Source organism: Aeromonas hydrophila subsp. hydrophila ATCC 7966 (assembly GCF_000014805.1).
GTDB classification, from domain to species: Bacteria; Pseudomonadota; Gammaproteobacteria; order Enterobacterales; family Aeromonadaceae; genus Aeromonas; species Aeromonas hydrophila.
The window spans coordinates 4,349,888-4,367,500 of the sequence record NC_008570.1; the positions used below are offsets into that span (position 1 = coordinate 4,349,888).

At 59.6% G+C, this 17,613-nt stretch carries 19 protein-coding genes and 2 rRNA genes (1 of these 21 running past the window's edge); 8 read left to right on the top strand and 13 right to left on the bottom strand.

Annotated elements, in window-relative coordinates:
• Window positions 1-30: 30 nt before the first annotated feature.
• From ptsN to AHA_RS19850, 8 genes are all read right to left on the bottom strand, one after another.
• Window positions 31-477, bottom strand: a complete 447-nt coding sequence (ptsN, locus tag AHA_RS19815; protein WP_005305951.1) for a PTS IIA-like nitrogen regulatory protein PtsN — start codon at window positions 475-477, stop codon at window positions 31-33.
• 2 nt (window positions 478-479) lie between these two features.
• A complete protein-coding gene (gene hpf / locus AHA_RS19820) occupies window positions 480-767 on the bottom strand; it encodes a ribosome hibernation promoting factor (RefSeq protein ID WP_005305957.1) in 288 nt (95 codons plus the stop codon).
• Window positions 768-788: 21 nt separating this feature from the next.
• Complete coding sequence (locus AHA_RS19825; RefSeq protein ID WP_011707612.1) at window positions 789-2,228, bottom strand: RNA polymerase factor sigma-54; 1,440 nt, start codon at window positions 2,226-2,228, stop codon at window positions 789-791.
• Window positions 2,229-2,293: 65 nt separating this feature from the next.
• Window positions 2,294-3,019, bottom strand: a complete 726-nt coding sequence (gene lptB / locus AHA_RS19830; protein ID WP_011707613.1) for an LPS export ABC transporter ATP-binding protein — start codon at window positions 3,017-3,019, stop codon at window positions 2,294-2,296.
• Between the two features lie 3 nt (window positions 3,020-3,022).
• Complete coding sequence (lptA, locus tag AHA_RS19835) at window positions 3,023-3,550, bottom strand: lipopolysaccharide transport periplasmic protein LptA (protein ID WP_164927812.1); 528 nt, start codon at window positions 3,548-3,550, stop codon at window positions 3,023-3,025.
• On the bottom strand, window positions 3,537-4,097 hold the full coding sequence (gene lptC / locus AHA_RS19840) for an LPS export ABC transporter periplasmic protein LptC (protein ID WP_011707615.1): 561 nt from the start codon (window positions 4,095-4,097) through the stop codon (window positions 3,537-3,539). The genes lptA and lptC overlap by 14 nt, the downstream gene beginning before the upstream one ends.
• A complete protein-coding gene (gene kdsC / locus AHA_RS19845) occupies window positions 4,094-4,648 on the bottom strand; it encodes a 3-deoxy-manno-octulosonate-8-phosphatase KdsC (RefSeq protein WP_011707616.1) in 555 nt (184 codons plus the stop codon). Before kdsC ends, lptC begins: the two co-directional genes overlap by 4 nt.
• Window positions 4,648-5,643 (bottom strand): KpsF/GutQ family sugar-phosphate isomerase, encoded by a 996-nt coding sequence (locus AHA_RS19850; RefSeq protein ID WP_011707617.1) that lies wholly within the window; start codon window positions 5,641-5,643, stop codon window positions 4,648-4,650. The genes kdsC and AHA_RS19850 overlap by 1 nt, the downstream gene beginning before the upstream one ends.
• Before the next feature lie 207 nt (window positions 5,644-5,850).
• On the opposite strand from AHA_RS19850, the gene mlaF reads away from it, so the two are divergent.
• From mlaF to murA, 7 genes are read left to right on the top strand one after another with little or no spacing between them, the layout of a single operon-like run.
• Window positions 5,851-6,651 carry a phospholipid ABC transporter ATP-binding protein MlaF gene (gene mlaF, locus AHA_RS19855; RefSeq protein ID WP_011707618.1) on the top strand — a complete coding sequence of 267 codons (801 nt, stop codon included), beginning with the start codon at window positions 5,851-5,853 and terminating at the stop codon, window positions 6,649-6,651.
• Window positions 6,651-7,430: a lipid asymmetry maintenance ABC transporter permease subunit MlaE gene (gene mlaE, locus AHA_RS19860; RefSeq protein WP_011707619.1), complete on the top strand. Its 780-nt coding sequence runs from the start codon at window positions 6,651-6,653 to the stop codon at window positions 7,428-7,430. The genes mlaF and mlaE overlap by 1 nt, the downstream gene beginning before the upstream one ends.
• 7 nt (window positions 7,431-7,437) lie before the next feature.
• Window positions 7,438-7,929, top strand: coding sequence for an outer membrane lipid asymmetry maintenance protein MlaD (gene mlaD / locus AHA_RS19865; RefSeq protein ID WP_011707620.1), 492 nt, complete (start codon window positions 7,438-7,440; stop codon window positions 7,927-7,929).
• Between the two features lie 9 nt (window positions 7,930-7,938).
• Entirely contained in the window at window positions 7,939-8,571 is a 633-nt protein-coding gene (gene mlaC, locus AHA_RS19870) for a phospholipid-binding protein MlaC (protein WP_011707621.1), read from the top strand.
• The gene (locus AHA_RS19875; protein ID WP_016352203.1) at window positions 8,568-8,840 is read left to right on the top strand and encodes an STAS domain-containing protein; all 273 of its coding nucleotides are present in this window, start codon (window positions 8,568-8,570) and stop codon (window positions 8,838-8,840) included. Before mlaC ends, AHA_RS19875 begins: the two co-directional genes overlap by 4 nt.
• The gene (ibaG, locus tag AHA_RS19880) at window positions 8,840-9,097 is read left to right on the top strand and encodes a BolA family iron metabolism protein IbaG (protein WP_005306001.1); all 258 of its coding nucleotides are present in this window, start codon (window positions 8,840-8,842) and stop codon (window positions 9,095-9,097) included. The genes AHA_RS19875 and ibaG overlap by 1 nt, the downstream gene beginning before the upstream one ends.
• A gap of 17 nt (window positions 9,098-9,114) precedes the next feature.
• Window positions 9,115-10,371: a UDP-N-acetylglucosamine 1-carboxyvinyltransferase gene (gene murA / locus AHA_RS19885; protein ID WP_011707623.1), complete on the top strand. Its 1,257-nt coding sequence runs from the start codon at window positions 9,115-9,117 to the stop codon at window positions 10,369-10,371.
• 85 nt (window positions 10,372-10,456) lie between these two features.
• Here the strand turns inward: murA and pmbA are convergent, their stop codons facing one another.
• Window positions 10,457-11,800: a metalloprotease PmbA gene (gene pmbA, locus AHA_RS19890; protein WP_011707624.1), complete on the bottom strand. Its 1,344-nt coding sequence runs from the start codon at window positions 11,798-11,800 to the stop codon at window positions 10,457-10,459.
• A gap of 113 nt (window positions 11,801-11,913) precedes the next feature.
• On the opposite strand from pmbA, the gene yjgA reads away from it, so the two are divergent.
• Window positions 11,914-12,438, top strand: a complete 525-nt coding sequence (gene yjgA, locus AHA_RS19895; RefSeq protein WP_010635921.1) for a ribosome biogenesis factor YjgA — start codon at window positions 11,914-11,916, stop codon at window positions 12,436-12,438.
• 85 nt (window positions 12,439-12,523) lie between these two features.
• Here yjgA and AHA_RS19900 read toward each other — a convergent pair whose 3' ends face one another.
• From AHA_RS19900 to AHA_RS19915, 4 genes are all read right to left on the bottom strand, one after another.
• Window positions 12,524-15,607, bottom strand: coding sequence for a transglycosylase domain-containing protein (locus AHA_RS19900; protein WP_011707626.1), 3,084 nt, complete (start codon window positions 15,605-15,607; stop codon window positions 12,524-12,526).
• A gap of 216 nt (window positions 15,608-15,823) precedes the next feature.
• Entirely contained in the window at window positions 15,824-16,141 is a 318-nt protein-coding gene (tmaR, locus tag AHA_RS19905) for a PTS system regulator TmaR (protein ID WP_016352207.1), read from the bottom strand.
• Between the two features lie 294 nt (window positions 16,142-16,435).
• Window positions 16,436-16,550 (bottom strand): 5S ribosomal RNA (gene rrf / locus AHA_RS19910).
• Between the two features lie 78 nt (window positions 16,551-16,628).
• A 23S ribosomal RNA gene (locus AHA_RS19915) occupies window positions 16,629-17,613 on the bottom strand (it continues 1,904 nt past the right edge of the window).

A 17,613-nucleotide genomic window follows, 5' to 3' on the forward strand; every position in this document is an offset into this window, starting at 1 on the left:
CCGCTTGGCGTCATTGCAAGGGCCTGCATCTCAGGCCGATGTCATGATCTGATAGAGTTCTTCGTCGCTGGTTGCCTGGCGCAACTGGCGGCATACCGCCTTGTCGCCCAGTTTGGATGCCATCAGGGAAAGGGTCTTGAGGTGCTGCTTGCACTCGCTTTCCGGCACCAGCAGGGCGAACAGCAGGTCAACCGGTTGATTGTCGATGGAATCGAAGGGGATCGGCTCTGCGAAGGTCATCAGGATGGCGGTCGGCGGAAACTCGTCGCCAATCCGGCCGTGGGGAATGGCGATACCGGCACCGATCCCGGTACTGCCCATTTTTTCTCGCGCCAGCAGGCACTCGAAGAGCACCTGACGAGAGGTCCCCAGGCGCTCAGCGGCTAACTCGCTGATGATCTCCAGGGCGCGTTTCTTGCTGGTACAAGGGACCGCACTTTTGGTGCAGTCCCGACTCAGTATGTGTTCAAGTTGCATGGTTATTTTTGATTTAACTTATCTTTGTGCTTGATGATCTGCCGATCCAGCTTGTCCAGCAGGGTATCAATCGCAGCGTACATGTCGGCATGCTGCGAATTGGCGAACACCTCACCCCCGCTGACATGCAGCTTGGCTTCGGCGATCTGGTTCAGTTTTTCTACGCTCAACACCACATGAACATTGTTGATGTGGTCAAAGTGACGCTCGAGTTTGGCAAATTTATTGTTCACATAATCACGCAGAGCTTCGGTGATCTCGACATGGTGTCCGGTCAGGTTAATTTGCATAACGTCTTCCTTTTGTTTTGCCTAAACCAGGCGTTTGCGCTGATTGGATGGCGGGATCAACAAGGATTCACGGTACTTTGCGATCGTGCGTCTCGCCACCATAATACCCTGTTCGGCCAGCAAATCCGCGATCTTGCTATCACTTAGCGGCTTGGCGGGATTCTCCGCCGTGACCAGCTTCTTGATGAGCGCGCGAATTGCGGTCGATGAGCACTCTCCTCCTCCCTCCGTGTTGACATGACTGGAGAAAAAAAACTTCAGTTCGAAGATGCCGCGCGGCGTATGCATGTACTTCTGGGTCGTAACCCGCGAGATGGTTGACTCGTGCATCTCCACCGCTTCGGCGATGTCGTTGAGCACCATGGGTTTCATGGCCTCTTCACCGTATTCGAAAAAGCCCTGCTGCTGCTCGACGATACAGCTGGCCACCTTGAGCAGGGTGTCGTTGCGGCTCTCCAGACTCTTGATGAACCACTTGGCTTCCTGCAGGTGGGAGCGGATGAACTGGGTATCCTGGCTGGTGCGCGCCTGACGGGCCATGGCGGCATAGGTCTCGTTGACCCGGATGCGCGGGGCCGAGTCCGGGTTGAGCTCGACCACCCACTTGTTGCCCTTCTTGACCACGGAAACATCCGGGATCACGTACTGGGATTCGCTCTGGATGACGCCGTTGCCGGGTCTCGGCTCCAGCTGCTGGATCAAATCCAGCACCTCCTTGAGGTCGCTCTCCTTGAGCCGGGTCTTGCGCGCCAGGGTGCGGTAGTCGCGATTGCCGAGCAAGTCCATGTGCTCGAGGATCACCTCCTTGGCCTCGTTGAGCCAGGGCAGGTCGGGGGAGTATTGGCCCAGCTGGATCAGCAGGCACTCTTGTACCGAGCGGGCGGCAATGCCGACCGGATCGAAGTGCTGCACTCGCTTGAGCACCGCCTCCACTTCATCGAGCTCCACCTCGACATCCTCGCTGCTTACCGCAGTCTGGATATCTTCCAGCGATACCGTCAGATAACCGGATTCGTCGATGGCGTCGATGATGGCGAGGGCGATGGCGGCATCCACGTCGCTGAACGGCGTCAGGCGCATCTGCCACAACAGATAATCCTGCAGGTTTTCGGTGGTTTCGCCCTGATAGATGCTGTCTTCACCGTCGTGGATCGGGCCCGCGCTCTGGGCCGTGCCGGCCGAGTAGACCTCTTCCCAGGTGGTATCTACCGGCAGTTCGTCCGGCATGTTGTCCTGAGACATGGCATCGCTGGAGTCGAGTTGGCTGGCATCGACCGGCTCTTCCGGGCTGGTCTCCTGCACATCATTTTCCTCTTGCTCCAGCAAGGGGTTGTTGTCGAGCGCTTGCTGAATTTCCTGCTGGAGTTCCAGAGTGGAGAGCTGGAGCAGACGAATCGCTTGTTGTAATTGCGGCGTCATGGTCAGGGACTGGCCGAGACGCAACTGTAATGTCGGCTTCATCTACGTCGGGATATCCTTATGTTCAGCGAGGCAGTCGTCACAGGAAATGAAGAGATGCCCCCTTACTATAGACTGAATTGATCGCCCAAATAGACGCGCTTGACCTGTTCGTCGGCCAGTATGTCGGCCGGTGCACCTTCGGCAATCATCTTGCCGTGGCTGACGATATAGGCCTTCTCACATACGTCCAGAGTCTCTCTGACGTTGTGGTCGGTGATCAAGACACCCAGGCCTCTATCTTTGAGATGCTGGATGATCTTCTTGATGTCTATCACAGAAATGGGGTCGACCCCGGCAAAGGGCTCATCCAGCAGGATAAAACGCGGCTCGGCAGCCAGTGCCCGGGCGATCTCGACCCGGCGCCGCTCCCCGCCCGACAGGCTCTGCCCCAGGCTGTCACGGATATGGGTGATGTTGAACTCTTCCAGCAGTTGCTGGACCTTGTCCTCCCGCTCTTCGCGGCTCAGCCCCTTGCGGGTCTGCATGACCCCCATCAGGTTGTCGAACACCGACAGGCGACGGAAGATGGAGGCCTCCTGCGGCAGATAGCCGATACCGTTGCGGGCACGGATATGCATGGGTTGCAGGCTGATGTCCTGATCATCGATGGTGATGAGGCCGGCATCGCTCTGCACCAGCCCCACGATCATGTAGAAGGAGGTGGTCTTGCCGGCGCCGTTCGGACCTAACAGCCCGACGATCTGGCCGGTCCCCACTTCCAGGCTCACATCGCTCACTACCATGCGGCGCTTGTAACTTTTTTGCAGGCCGGCTGCTTTCAACACTGCCATGGTTTATTTTCCCTGCTTCTTCTGATCGGCCGGCTTGTCGAAATTCTCTACCTGATCCGGCAGGAACACCGTCTTGACCCGCTGGTTCGGGGTCTTGCTCTCGGCAATCATCTTCTGTTTGACGATGTCGTAACGGATCAGGTCGCCATTGACCTGGCTGTCTTCCTGCTTGAGCTGACCGTTGCCGGTGATGGTCACCAGACGGTTCTTCAGCTCATAACGGATGCTGTTGCCATGGGCATTGACCGGCTTGCCGTTGTCCAGGATCTGGAAGAAGGTGGCAGGCTTGCCATAGGCCGTCATCACCTCGGCACCCTTCTCGCCGGAGCGGATCACCACCACCTTGTCCGCCTTGATCTTGATGGTGCCCTGAGTAATGGTCACATCCTGCTCGAAGGTGATACGGTTGTCCTGCATCTCGGCCACCTGCTTGACCGCATCCACATAGACCTTCTCGGCAAAGTCGGACTCTTTGGCGCTCACGGTGCCGCACAGCAGCAGGCCCGCGAGGGCCAGATTAGCGTTTTTCATTGAAATAGATGGCATGGCCCTGATCCAGTAATTCAAAATATTTGCGTTCCAGATGACCCTTCAGGCCGACGCCCTCGGTCTGGAAATCCTTACCCACTATGCTGACCTGCTGATTGCTTCTCACGTTCTGGGTCACCAGATCCAGCTCCAGATAGGGGGTATCCAGCGTGGAGATGAAAGAGGTGGGCAGCAAGCCGTCCAGATGCACCTTGTCCCGCAGGATCACGTTGTCATCGGTGTTGAGCACGCCGGTATCGGCGGTGACTTTCCACTCGGCCTCACCCTGCTTGTCGAACATGTAGACCACCGGCTTGTCAAAAGTGGCCTGCTCGAGGATCTGGTAGTACTCCGCATAGCGGGACTCCAGCCGCTCGGTGCGACGCCCCTCGACATCGAAGCGGGTCGTCACCAGATTTTTGGCGGTGAAGTCCGGCTGATAATTCTCCACCTTGGTGGTCGGCTCCGGCGCCAGCTCAATGTCACCGAGCTGCCAGGCAGCCAGCGCAACCAGGAACAGCAGGGCGAACAACAGGGTCTGTCTGCTCATACCGAGGCCTCTGGCTGATAGTCACCCAGCCCCTGAGCCTGCAAAATGAGATCGCACACCTCGCGCACCGCGCCAACACCGCCGGCCAGCCGGGTCACCATGTCGGCCCGCGCCAGCACCAGCGGATGGGCATCGGCCACGGCGATGCCGAGACCACAGGCCTGCATCACCGGCAGATCGATGGTGTCATCGCCGATGTAGGCCGCCTGCTCGGGGGTCAGTGCCAGCTTGCTCAGCAGCGCCTCGAAGTGGGGCAGCTTCTGATCCGCACCCTGAACCAGGTGCTGCACCCCCAGGCTCTTCATCCGATCGCTGACGATGCGGGAGTTGCGCCCGGTGATGATGGCAATCTCGATCCCGGCGTTGAGCAGCGCCCGCATGCCGGCACCGTCGCGGGTACAGAAGGTCTTCAGCTCTTCGCCGTCATTTCCCATGTAGATGAGGCCGTTGGAGAGCACCCCGTCCACATCGCACACCAGCAGGCGGATCTGTGCCGCCTTCTCAAACTGGCTGCGCGTCACCGGACCATAGAGGGTCGGTACGTTTTGCATCAAATTACTCCGGCTTTCAGCAGGTCGTGCATGTTGAAGGCACCCAGCGGGCGCTTGTCGCCATCCACAACCAGTAATCCGTTGATTTTTCTGGTTTCCATCAGTTTGACGGCCTCGGCTGCCATCATCTCAGGTCCCACGGTAACACAGTTGACGGTCATCACACGGCTGATCGGGGTGTGGTGGATATCCACCTGCAGGTCCAGAATGCGGCGCAGGTCACCGTCGGTGAACAGGCCGGCCAGGCGGCCATCGGCATTGGCCACGGCCGTCATGCCGAGTCCCTTGCGGCTCACTTCCAGCAGTGCCTGGCTGATGGTGGCATCTATCCCCACCTGGGGCAACAGCTCGCCGCTGTGCATCAGATCGCCGACCCGCAGCAGCAGTCGCTTGCCAAGGGAGCCGCCCGGGTGAGAGAGGGCAAAATCGTCGGCGGTAAAGCCGCGGGCTTCCAGCAGGGCCACCGCCAGCGCATCGCCCATCACCAGGGTCGCGGTGGTACTGGACGTGGGCGCCAGCCCCAGCGGGCAGGCTTCTTTCTCTACCTTGATGCACAGGTGCACGTTGGCTTCTTTCGCCATGGTGGAGGCCGGGTTGCCGGTCATGCAGATGAGCGGGATACCACGGCGCTTGAGCACCGGCAACAGGGCCAGGATCTCGTCGCTTTCGCCGGAGTTGGAGATGGCGATGATGAGATCGCCGCCGGAAATCATCCCCAGATCGCCGTGGCTGGCTTCACCCGGATGGAGGAAGAAGGCGGGAGTGCCGGTGCTGGCCAGGGTGGCCGCAATCTTGCTTCCGACATGACCTGACTTGCCCATGCCGGTGACCACTATCTTGCCACTGCAGCGCAGTATCATCTCGCACGCCTGATCGAAGGCATCGTTCAGGTATTGGTAGAGTCCATCAATCGCTTGTTTCTCGATGTCCAGCACGGTACGGGCGCTGCGACGAAAATCGAACAGTTCAGACACTTTTTCAGACTTTACAGACATAAAGGCACAGCTCCGGGCTGAAATTTGCTGCGGGATTATAAAAAAGTCTGTCGAGATAAGCGAATCGGATACTTCCCGACCTGAAAAGAGAGACAATTGGTTACAAAAAACTGTCGCGCGTCTGGGCAGGCAGGCTGTTCAATAGTTGTTCCTTGCTGTTGCTTAGACCTAGACTAGCCCATAAAATTCGCTCTTCATTTACACCGGATGGACAATTGTTTGAACGATGACCTGATCACCATCTCCGACCTGACCTTCAGTCACGGAGATCGGCTGTTATACGACGGGATAAACCTGACCATTCCCCGTGGCAAGGTCACTGCGGTCATGGGCCCCAGCGGCATCGGCAAGACCACCTTGCTGCGGTTGATCGGCGGCCAGCTCAAGCCCGAATCCGGTCATATCCTGTTTGACGGGGAAGATATCCCCACCCTCTCCCGCTCGCGCCTGTACGAGGTACGCAAGCGGATGAGCATGCTGTTCCAGAGCGGCGCCTTGTTTACCGGCATGACGGTGTACGACAACGTGGCCTTCCCGCTGCGCGAGCACTCCGGCCTGCCCGAGGAGCTGATCCACACCATCGTCATGATGAAGCTGCAGGCGGTCGGCCTGCGCGGCGCGGCAAGACTGATGCCTTCCGAGCTCTCCGGCGGCATGGCCCGGCGCGCGGCGCTGGCCCGCTCCATCGCCCTGGATCCGGACCTCATCATGTATGACGAGCCGTTCGTCGGCCAGGATCCCATCACCATGGCGGTGCTGGTGAAGCTCATCAAGGATATGAACGATGCCCTCGGCATCACCTCCGTCATCGTCACCCACGACGTGAAAGAGGTGCTGAGCATTGCCGACTACGCCTATATCATCGCCAACCGCAAGGTGGTGGCGCACGGCACGCCGGCCCAGCTGCGCGAGGAGCACAATCCCGAGGTCGAGCAGTTCCTGAAAGGATTGCCCGACGGTCCTGTTCCGTTTCATTTTCCGGCAGGCGACCTGCTACAGGATCTCTGATGTTGACAAGCCAGGTAAGCAAACTGGGGCGAAGCGGGGTGCGATTCATCAGCGCCATCGGCCGCGCCACCATCATGTTGTTTCACGCGTTGGCGGGAAAACCCGCGCCGCGCAAGCACTTCCCGCTGCTGGTGCAGCAGTTGTATGTGGTCGGGGTACAGTCGGTCGCCATCATTCTTGTGTCGGGCCTGTTCATCGGCATGGTGCTCTCGTTGCAGGGCTACAACGTACTGAAGGACTTCGGTGCCGAGCAAAGCCTGGGGCCGCTGGTCTCCCTCTCCCTGCTGCGGGAGCTGGGCCCCGTGGTGACCGCGCTGCTGTTTGCCGGCCGCGCCGGCTCGGCCCTCACCGCCGAAATTGGCCTGATGAAGGCCACCGAACAGCTCTCCAGCCTGGAGATGATGGCGGTGGATCCGCTGCGCCGGGTGGTCGCGCCGCGCTTCTGGGCCGGGGTCATCAGCATGCCGCTGCTGGCCTTCATGTTCAGCCTGATCGGCATCTTCGGCGGCAAGCTGGTCGGCGTGGACTGGCTGGGGGTGGACGAAGGCAGCTTCTGGTCCGCCATGCAGGCCTCCGTCGACTGGCAGGATGACATCATGCAGGGGGCCATCAAGAGCCTGATCTTTGCCCTGGTGGTCACCTGGATTGCGCTCTTTAACGGTTATGATGCCAAGCCGACCTCGGCCGGGATCAGTCAGGCCACGACCCGTACCGTGGTCCACTCCTCCCTGGCCGTGCTCGGCCTGGATTTTATACTCACCGCAGTCATGTTTGGATAAGGTAAAGATGAAGTTCAGCAAAGTAGAATTCCTGGTTGGCGCTTTCATGCTGGCCGGCATCGGTGCCATTCTGGCGTTGGCACTGCAAGTGGCAGGTTTGAGTTTCAAACCGGAAGGAGAAACCTATACCCTGCGCGCCCATTTCGATAATATCGGCGGCCTGAAAGTGCGCTCACCGGTCAAGGTGGGTGGCGTGGTCGTCGGTCGGGTCAGCGACATCACTCTGGACGCCAAGAGCCAGGTGCCGATCGTCTCTTTGCAGATGCAAAAGAGCGCCGGTGAGTTCTCCGAGACCAGTACCCTCTCCATCCTGACTTCGGGGTTGCTCGGCGAGCAGTACATAGGCCTGATGCCCGGCTTTACCGATGAGGAGATGGGCACCAGCATGCTCAAGGATGGCGACATGATTGAAGACACCAAATCCGCCATTGTGCTGGAAGACCTGATTGGCAAGTTCCTCTACAGCCAGTCTTCCGACACAAAATCAGACAGCAAGTAAGGAGTAACCATGTTCAAGAAGATCGCCCTGCTGCTGGGCCTGATGACCAGCATGCTGTTTTCCCTGACCGCGCAAGCCACCGATGCCACCGATCCCTATGCCCTGGTGGATCAGGCGGCCAAGCAGACCTTCGCCCGCCTGAAGGCCGATCAGGCCCAGGTGAAGAGCAATCCGGACCACCTGCGGGTGATCATCCGCGAAGAGCTGCTGCCCTACGTGGACAACCGCTTCGCCGCCTACAAGGTGCTCGGCAACCAGATCAAGCAGACCACTCCGGCCCAGCGTGACGCCTTCGTCGAGGTGTTCACCGAGTACATGGTGAGCTCCTACGCCGACGCCCTGGCCCATTTCGACAAGCAGACCGTCAAGGTCGAGCCGGGCAAGGCCGCCGGTGACAGCAACATCACCGCCGTCAACGTCAGCGTGAAAGAGGCCGGCAAGCCGGACATCTTCCTCGAGTTCAAGCTGCGCAAGAACAACAAGACCGGCGAATGGAAAGCCTTCGACATGGTTGCCGAAGGGATCAGCCTGCTCTCTGCCAAGCAGAACGAGCTGGGTGGCCTCATCCGCCAGAACGGCATCGATGCGGTGATCGCCCAGCTGCGCGCCCACAATGCCAAGCCGCTGGTACTCAAGAAATGAGACTGAGCGGCGAGCTGCAGGCAGCCCAGGTCGTTGAGTTGTGGCAACGGCGAGCCGACTGGTGGCAGGAAGACCAGATCGAGCTCGGCGACGTCACCACCCTGGATTCGGCAGGGCTTGCCCTGCTGGTCAAATGGGCCAAAGCCGCTCTGGCACGAGGCGCCACACCGCAACTGGTGGGCGCCTCCACTGATTTTTATACCCTGGCCAACCTCTACGGGGTGGCCGGATTGTTTCAGTCAACTCCGCTCACAACTGAGGACGCATAATGCAAGTCTCTGAAATTGAAGCGATACTCCTCGAGGCTCTGCCATTGTCCGAAGTCCATGTCAAAGGAGACGGCAGTCACTACCAAGTGATCGCCGTCGGCGACATGTTTGACGGCATGAGCCGGGTCAAGAAGCAACAGGCCATCTATGCCCCGCTGATGGACAAGATCGCCAGCAACGCCATTCACGCACTCTCCATCAAGGCTTTTACCGATGCCGAGTGGAAACGCGAACGTAAATTCCTACTGCCCTCCTGATTTGGTATCAAACGTAAATGGACAAATTCAAGATCGATGGTCGTTGTACTCTCAACGGCGAAGTGACCATCTCTGGCGCCAAGAACGCCGCTCTGCCGATCCTGTTCGCCACCCTGCTGTGTGATGAGGAGATCCACCTCTCCAACGTGCCGCGCCTGAAAGACGTGGGCACCACCATCAAGCTGCTAGAGATGCTGGGTGCCACCACCAAGGTGAACGGCAACGTCACCGTGCTGACCGGTGCGGTGAACAACCATGTCGCCCCCTACGAGCTGGTGAAGACCATGCGCGCCTCCATCCTGGCGCTGGGCCCGCTGGCCGCCCGTTTTGGCGCGGCTGACGTCTCCCTGCCCGGCGGCTGCGCCATCGGTGCCCGTCCGGTCAACCTGCACGTGCACGGTCTGGAGCTGATGGGTGCCAAGATTGCCATCGAGGATGGTTACATCAAGGCTCGTGTCGACGGCCGCTTGAAGGGGGCTCACATCCTGATGGACATGGTCTCCGTCACCGGTACCGAGAACCTGATGATGGCCGCCACCCTGGCTGACGGCCGCACCGTGATCGAAAACGCCGCGCGCGAGCCGGAAGTGGTCGATCTGGCCAACTTCCTCAACGCGCTGGGCGCCAAGATCCAGGGCGCGGGCACCGACACCCTGACCATCGACGGTGTCGAGCGTCTGCATGGCGGCAGCTACAGCGTCCAGCCAGACCGTATCGAAACCGGTACCTTCCTGGTGGGTGCAGCGGTCACCGGCGGCAAGATCACCTGCCGCAAGACCGACCCGACCCTGCTGGAAGCGGTACTGGTCAAGCTGGAAGAGGCTGGCGCCCTGATTGAGAAGGGGGAAGACTGGATCACTCTCGACATGACCGGTCGTACCCTCAAGCCGGTCACCATCAAGACCGCCCCCTACCCGGCCTTCCCGACCGACATGCAGGCCCAGTTCACCGTGCTGAACGCGGTGGCCAAGGGCACCGGCATGGTCACCGAGACCATCTTCGAGAACCGCTTCATGCACGTACCCGAGCTGGTACGGATGGGCGCCGACATCGAACTGCAGGGCAATGTGGCCATCTGCCGCGACACCCAGCAGCTCAAGGGTGCCCAGGTGATGGCAACCGACCTGCGCGCCTCCGCCAGTCTGGTGCTGGCCGGCTTCGTCGCCGAAGGCTCCACCATCGTCGATCGCATCTACCACATCGACCGTGGCTACGAAGACATCGAGCACAAGCTGCAAGGCCTTGGCGGCCGTATCGAGCGCATCAAGGGCTGATTGCCGCCCCTGCGCACGCCGATACAAAAAGGCCCCTCGCACTGCGAGGGGCCTTTTTCATGGCTGCAATCCGCTGATGCCGGGATCAGTGGCCGGCCAGTTTCATGCTCTCGACCAGCACCGAGCCGGTCTTGAGGCTGGAACGCTCATCTTCGTCGCTGCCCACCGCCACGATATGGCTGAACATCTCGGCCAGATTGCCGGCGATGGTGATCTCTTCGACCGGATAGGCTATCTCGCCGTTCTCCACCCAGAAACCGGCAGCGCCGCGGGAGTAGTCGCCATTGACGATGTTGACCCCCTGCCCCATCAGTTCAGTCACCAGCAGGCCGGTGCCCATCTCCTTGAGCATGCCATTGAAATCCTGACCGGTGCTGGAGACCTGCCAGTTGTGGATGCCGCCGGCGTGGCCCGTGGTGGTGAGCCCCAGCTTGCGGGCGGAGTAGGAGGTAAGCAGCCAGCTCATCAGCTCGCCATTGCGCACTATGTCCATGTCGCGTGTCAGCACACCTTCGCCATCGAACGGGGTACTGGCGAGCCCCCCCAGCAGGTGGGGAAACTCCTGGATGGTGAGCCACTCGGGCAGGATCTGCTTGCCCAGCTTGTCCAGCAGAAAGCTCGACTTGCGGTAGAGATTGCCACCGCTGATGGCCATCACCAGATGACCCCACAGACCGGCCGCCGTATCGGGATGGAACAGCACGGGAGCGTGGCGAGTGCTGATCTTGCGGGCCCCCAGACGAGAGAGGGTGCGCTCCACCGCCTCGTCGGCGATCCGCTGCGGGCTCCAGAGCCCGTCCAGGGTACGGCTGGAGGAGTAGCCGTAATCGCGCTGCATGTCGCCGTCCTGCTCGCCGATCAGCACGCAGCTCAGAGAGTTGCGCGATGCCGCGTAGCCTTTGACGAAGCCATGGCTGTTGCCATACACCTTGATGCCGAGGTGACTGGAGAAACCGGCACCGTCGGAGTGCTTGATACGGGTATCGCGGCCCAACGCCAGTCGTTCACACTCGATGGCCAGTTCGATGCCGCGCTGCGGATCCAGCTCGATTGGATGACACAGTTGCAGATCCGGGGCGTCCCAGGCCAGCAGCTCGGCATCAGCCAGACCGGCGCAGGCATCCGGCGAGGTGTGCCGGGCAATCTCCATGGCCGCTTCGACGGCGGCACGAATGGCCGACGGGCTCAGATCCGTGGTGGAGGAGGAACCCTTGCAGCCATCGCGATAGACGGCGATGCCGAGCGCCCCGTCCTTGTTGAATTCGATGCTTTCCAGTTCACAACCCCGGGTGTTCACCGACAACCCGGTCTGCTTGCTGATGGAGACTTCGGCAAGCCCGGCGCCCAGTCCCTTGGCAATCTCCAGGGCCTCGGCAACTACGGCTTCAAGATGGGCTTGATCCTGGCGGATTTGGTCTTGCTGATCCATAACTCACATCTGTATGAAGGAAGGAAAGGGGCTAAGCATATCAGACCCCTGCGCCCAGCGGGAGAAGCTGGTAACATATCCACCAAACGTGAATGACAGGAATCAAGAGACCGATGAGTCAATATCAAGACGACAACGAGTGGGAAGACTGGGGCCCCAGTAAAAGCCAGCTCAAGCGCGATGCCGAAGCCTTGCAGAAAATGGGGGAAGAGATCGTCTCCCTCAGCCACAGCGAGCTGGAGAAGATCCCGCTGGATGAAGAGCTGGCCGAAGCGGTCGAGCTGGGCCGCAAGCTCAAGCCGAAGAAGGACGAGTCTTTCCGTCGCCACCTGCAGTTCATCGGCCGGTTGATGCGCAGCCGCGATGTGGAGCCCATCGTCGAGGCGCTCTCCATCATCAAGAATCGCCACTCCACCGTAAACGCCCGCCTGCACCGGCTGGAGCAGTGGCGTGAGCGACTGATCAATGAAGGCGACAGCGCCCTCAACGAGCTGATGTCCCAGTTCCACGAACTGGACCGCCAGAAGCTGCGCCAGCTGATCCGCACCGCCAACAAGGAGCGGGAGCTGAACAAGCCGCCGGTGGCCTATCGCGAGATGTACCAGTACCTGCGCGGCGAGATCGAAGATCTGCTGTAAGTGATGACTCACCGTCGCCGACCGGCGATGAACAGTACAAATAAAACGGGGCCGATATGGCCCCGTTTTCGTGTCACTGCAGCAGTCAGCTGCCCGCCATGCACTGGGTATGAGTGCCTGGCTGCAGATACGGCATCAGCAGCGGGGCCATCCCCTTGAGCACCTGCACCGGCAGGGCGGAGGTGAAGCGGAACTTGTCGGACTGGCTGCCCGGCACATAGGCCGTCAGGGTGCCGAAGTGATCCTCTCCCAGATAGAAGACGAAGGTGGCGGTCCGGTTGCGAGCCAGCGAGCTGGTCACGTTGCCGTAGCGGCCGACCGTTTCAATCCGGTTGTCGCCCGTCCCCGTCTTGCCACCCATCTGCAGCACGGTACCATCCGGCAGGGCGAAGGCGCCGGCAATCCGTCTAGCCGTGCCCCCTTCCACCACCTTCGACAGCGCGTTGCGCAGCGCGGTGGCCACCTCGACCGGCAGCACCCGGGTCCCCTCGGTCTGCGCTGGCTGGAACTCGGTTTCGAACGGCGTGCCCTTGGCAAACGACAGATGCTCGATGCGCAGGGTCGGCGCACGAATGCCACCGTTCTGGATGATCCCCATCAGCTCGGCCAACGCAGCAGGGCGATCGCCCGAGCTGCCCAGGGCCGTTGCCAGCGATGGTACCAGGTGATCGAACGGGTAGCCCAGTCTGGCCCAGCGTTGATGGATGTCCAGGAAGGCCTCGACCTCTAGCATGGTGCGGATCCGGCTGTCGCGGGCGCTACGGTGGCGGGTCTTGAACAGCCAGCTGTAGACCTCCTGCCGCTCGTCCCGGCTCGCCTCGACGGCATCGGCGAAGGTCGCCTTGTCGAACTCCTTGAGATAGGAGAGCAGCCACAGCTCCAGCGGGTGCACCCGGGCGATATAGCCTTGATCCGGCAGCGAATACTTGCCGGGACCATAGCTGGTATAGAGCTGCTCGATACGACGATCGCTCAACTTCTCCCGCGGCAGGCGCTTCGCCAGGAAGGCAGCGAACGTCTCCTGCGACGCATCCGGCATCAGGTAGCGGTGTACGGCTGCCAGGCGCACGGCGCTGGGCTTGAGACCATCCAGGAAGGTATCGAGCTGCTCATCCGCAGTCTTGCCACGGTATTTGCGCCAGAAGCGCAGCAGATAGGTCTGCCCCTCTTTATCCGCAAACTTGGCCAGATACTCGGTACGGCGCGGATCCTTGTCATCCTTGAGCAACTGGGCACGGTTGCCCTCCCGGTAGAGGCTGTAGCGAACGATGTCACGCATCAGGCGCACGAACGGCAGGTTGATGGATTCACGCAGCGCGTCGCGAATGGCCGGGATGCGGCCATTGTCCTCACGCCGGAAGTTGTTGAAGGTGTGCATGCCACCGCCGGTGAAGAATCCCTCGTTCGGGCTGGCGGAGTATTTGCGATCGAGCGCCGCCTCCAGCATGGGTGGCAGGCTCTTGTCCTTGGCGGTCATCAGGTAGGAGACGGCCCAGCGGCTGATGTTGTCCTGCTCCGATACCTCTATCTTGCGCAGGCTCTCGGCCGACATGTCCGCGTAGTTATCGTGCAGCTCGGAGACGATCTCCAGATAGGTGGTCAGCACCCGCAGCTTGGCGGTTGACCCCAGCTCCAGCTTGCTGCCCTCGTTGATGTCGAACGGCTGATCCGTGTTGTCGGTCTGCACCCGCACCTTGAAGCCCTGCGGGGACTTCTCGAACAGCGTGAAGCTGTACTTCACGTCTCCCGTCTTCTCCGGCGAGAGCAGGCGCTCACCAAACAGCCCCACCTGGGCTGCAAACGTCGGGTCGGCCAGCTGCTGCAGGTAGCGAGAGACCTCGTTTTGCAGCGGCATGTTGAGGCTGGTGTCGGCCGTCAGATCGAGTCGATCCAGATCGTAGAGCTGCACCCCGAGCTGACGGCTCAAACGGGTGCGGGCAACTTGCAGGCCCTTGTTGTTGTTGACCTTGGTCACCGCCGGGGACTGCAGGAAATCACGGAACGAGATCTTGGCCTTCAGCGCGGCCTCCATCAACGGCGGCGTGATCATCCCCTCCTGTACGAACAGCCGCAGATAGCTGTCGGTCAGGGTCGCCAGTGCATCACGCCCCTGCGCCAGATAGTAGGAGGGTCGGCGATGGGCAATCATCAGCGAGACCACCTGGCGCAGCGCCAGGCCCTGCTCTGCCAGCGAGGCATCCTGGTTGCGCGCAGGGTCCAGCAGCCGGTTTACCTCGTCCACATTGGCGCCAAACCATACCCAGAGACCATCCCCCAGGCCGTGCACTTCTCCATAGCCAGGAGCCGCAGAGAGCGGGACCGAGTTGAGATAGGCCCAGGCAACCAGTTTGCGCGCCTCCAGCGTCTTGGGTCCCAACCGGTAGGCCCGCACACTGGCAGACGCCATCTGGCGGATCTTCTCGGTGGGGGACAGCGTCAGGCCATCCGGCGAGTGGCGATACTTCTCGACCTGAGTCGCCAGTGTGCTGCCGCCGGCCGACTGATCCTGCATATCGAGCGCCTTGCCGACCTGGGACATGGCCGCCTTGGCAAAACGGGGCCAATCCACAGCCGGGTTCGCCAGCGGCTGCTCGTTGCTGAGCAGGTCACGGTTTTCGATGAACAGGAGCGACTGGATCACCAGCGGCGGGATGGAGGCAAAATCCGGGTAATAGTGGGTCGGATACTTGAATTGATAGAAGGGCTCCGCCCGGCAGTCGTGCAGGGTCAGGCCGGCTTGCACCTTCTCGGTATAAGGCACGAAAAAGCCGCGACTGGCATAGTCATACAAGGCATCGGAGAAATGTACCTGCTCGCTGACCTGATAACCCCGTTGCAGCAAGCGCTCCTGCATCATGGGCAACAGCACATAGCCGAGCCGCTTGTCGAAGGGACCGTCTTCGGGGAAGGCAATCTGCTTGCTGGGACCCGGTTCGACCTGATAGGTCAGCTTGGCCGCATAGCGGGAGATCTCCTGCGACTGCAGGCGGGAAGTCTGCATCTCATAACCGACCAGAGCAATCACCGCAGCCAGGCACAGCAAAAAGAAAAAGCAGAACAACCAGCGCCACCAGGAACGACGCTTGCGCTTGTACTTGCCGTCCGCGCTTGGGACAGATGAATCCTGAGATGCCACTTTGTTCAAATCCGTCTGTTCTGATGCGCCCATATCAGCCCCACCATGGTTGCGCAATTTATTGTGTTTCACTCAAGCTTAGTCGTTTCAAGTCAATGGCTTGAAAACTATTGACCGCTTTGTAGTGATGGTAACAGGGCGATCATGAAAAGGGGAGCCGATTGTTGCAGCGCAGTGAGAGATCCGAGCTGATGGCAGAAAGCAAAACACCGGCCTATGGCCGGTGTTTTGAGAAGACAGTGAGCAGGCTTATTTGCTGGAACTCATCGCCTTGAGCTTGGTGCTCAGCTCTTTACGCTCTTTGGACAGCTCGGCATTCTTGATGATGTGGTCGTCCACACGCTCTTCATAATCAGCCCGCATGTTGGCGATGATGGCTTGCACCTCATCGATGCTCATACCCGGTTTGATGTAATCGCTCAGGTTGTCGAGCAGCAGCACCCGCTTCTGGTTGTCACGGACCTTCTTCTCGTTGTCCGCAATTTCACGCTTGAGTTTGTTCTGACGACGGGACATACGCACATATTCCAGTACATCGCTGAAGGTGGACTTGTTTACTTGTTCCATATCGATACCACTGACGTAAGGTTGATAAAAGCAGGCCAAGTTGCATCCGTACTAAAGAAACCAGCATGAGAGAGTACGGGCCAACCCAAGATGCCTTTACTCTACCGAGTTATGAGGCAGATACAACCCTAATTGCAGGGCTCACGCCGGGTTTCGGCACTAGAGAGCCGAGTGAACAACAGGGTGGAAAGCAGTGCAGGCTCTCCATCCAAAGGCGCATATCAGGGGTGAGATAAGACGAATTTCAGGCAATAAAAAACCCCGCTCATCTGAGCGGGGTTTCTCGTGTTGGGTGCCTGGCAGTGTCCTACTCTCGCATGGCGAATGCCACACTACCATCGGCGCTACCGCGTTTCACTTCTGAGTTCGGCAAGGGATCAGGTGGTTCCACGGCGCTATGGCCGCCAGGCAAATTCTTCAATCTGAGAAAGCTGACATAAGTAGTTTCGTATTTGTCACAAGGCTCGAAACACTTCTTGGGTGTTGTATGGTTAAGCCTCACGGGTAATTAGTATGGGTTAGCTCAACACGTCGCCGCGCTTACACACCCCACCTATCAACGTTGTGGTCTCCAACGGCCCTTTAGGACCCTCAAGGGGTCAGGGATGACTCATCTCAGGGCTCGCTTCCCGCTTAGATGCTTTCAGCGGTTATCGATTCCGAACTTAGCTACCGGGCAGTGCCACTGGCGTGACAACCCGAACACCAGAGGTTCGTTCACTCCGGTCCTCTCGTACTAGGAGCAACTCCCTTCAATCATCCAACGCCCACGGCAGATAGGGACCGAACTGTCTCACGACGTTCTGAACCCAGCTCGCGTACCACTTTAAATGGCGAACAGCCATACCCTTGGGACCGACTTCAGCCCCAGGATGTGATGAGCCGACATCGAGGTGCCAAACACCGCCGTCGATATGAACTCTTGGGCGGTATCAGCCTGTTATCCCCGGAGTACCTTTTATCCGTTGAGCGATGGCCCTTCCATTCAGAACCACCGGATCACTATGACCTACTTTCGTACCTGCTCGACCTGTCCGTCTCGCAGTTAAGCTGGCTTATGCCATTGCACTAACCTCCTGATGTCCGACCAGGATTAGCCAACCTTCGTGCTCCTCCGTTACTCTTTGGGAGGAGACCGCCCCAGTCAAACTACCCACCAGGCACTGTCCGCGACCCGGATTCACGGGCCTGCGTTAGAACATCAAACATACAAGGGTGGTATTTCAAGGACGGCTCCAGCGCAACTGGCGTCACGCCTTCAAAGCCTCCCACCTATCCTACACATGTAGGTTCAATGTTCAGTGCCAAGCTGTAGTAAAGGTTCACGGGGTCTTTCCGTCTAGCCGCGGGTACACCGCATCTTCACGGCGAATTCGATTTCACTGAGTCTCGGGTGGAGACAGCATGGCCATGGTTACACCATTCGTGCAGGTCGGAACTTACCCGACAAGGAATTTCGCTACCTTAGGACC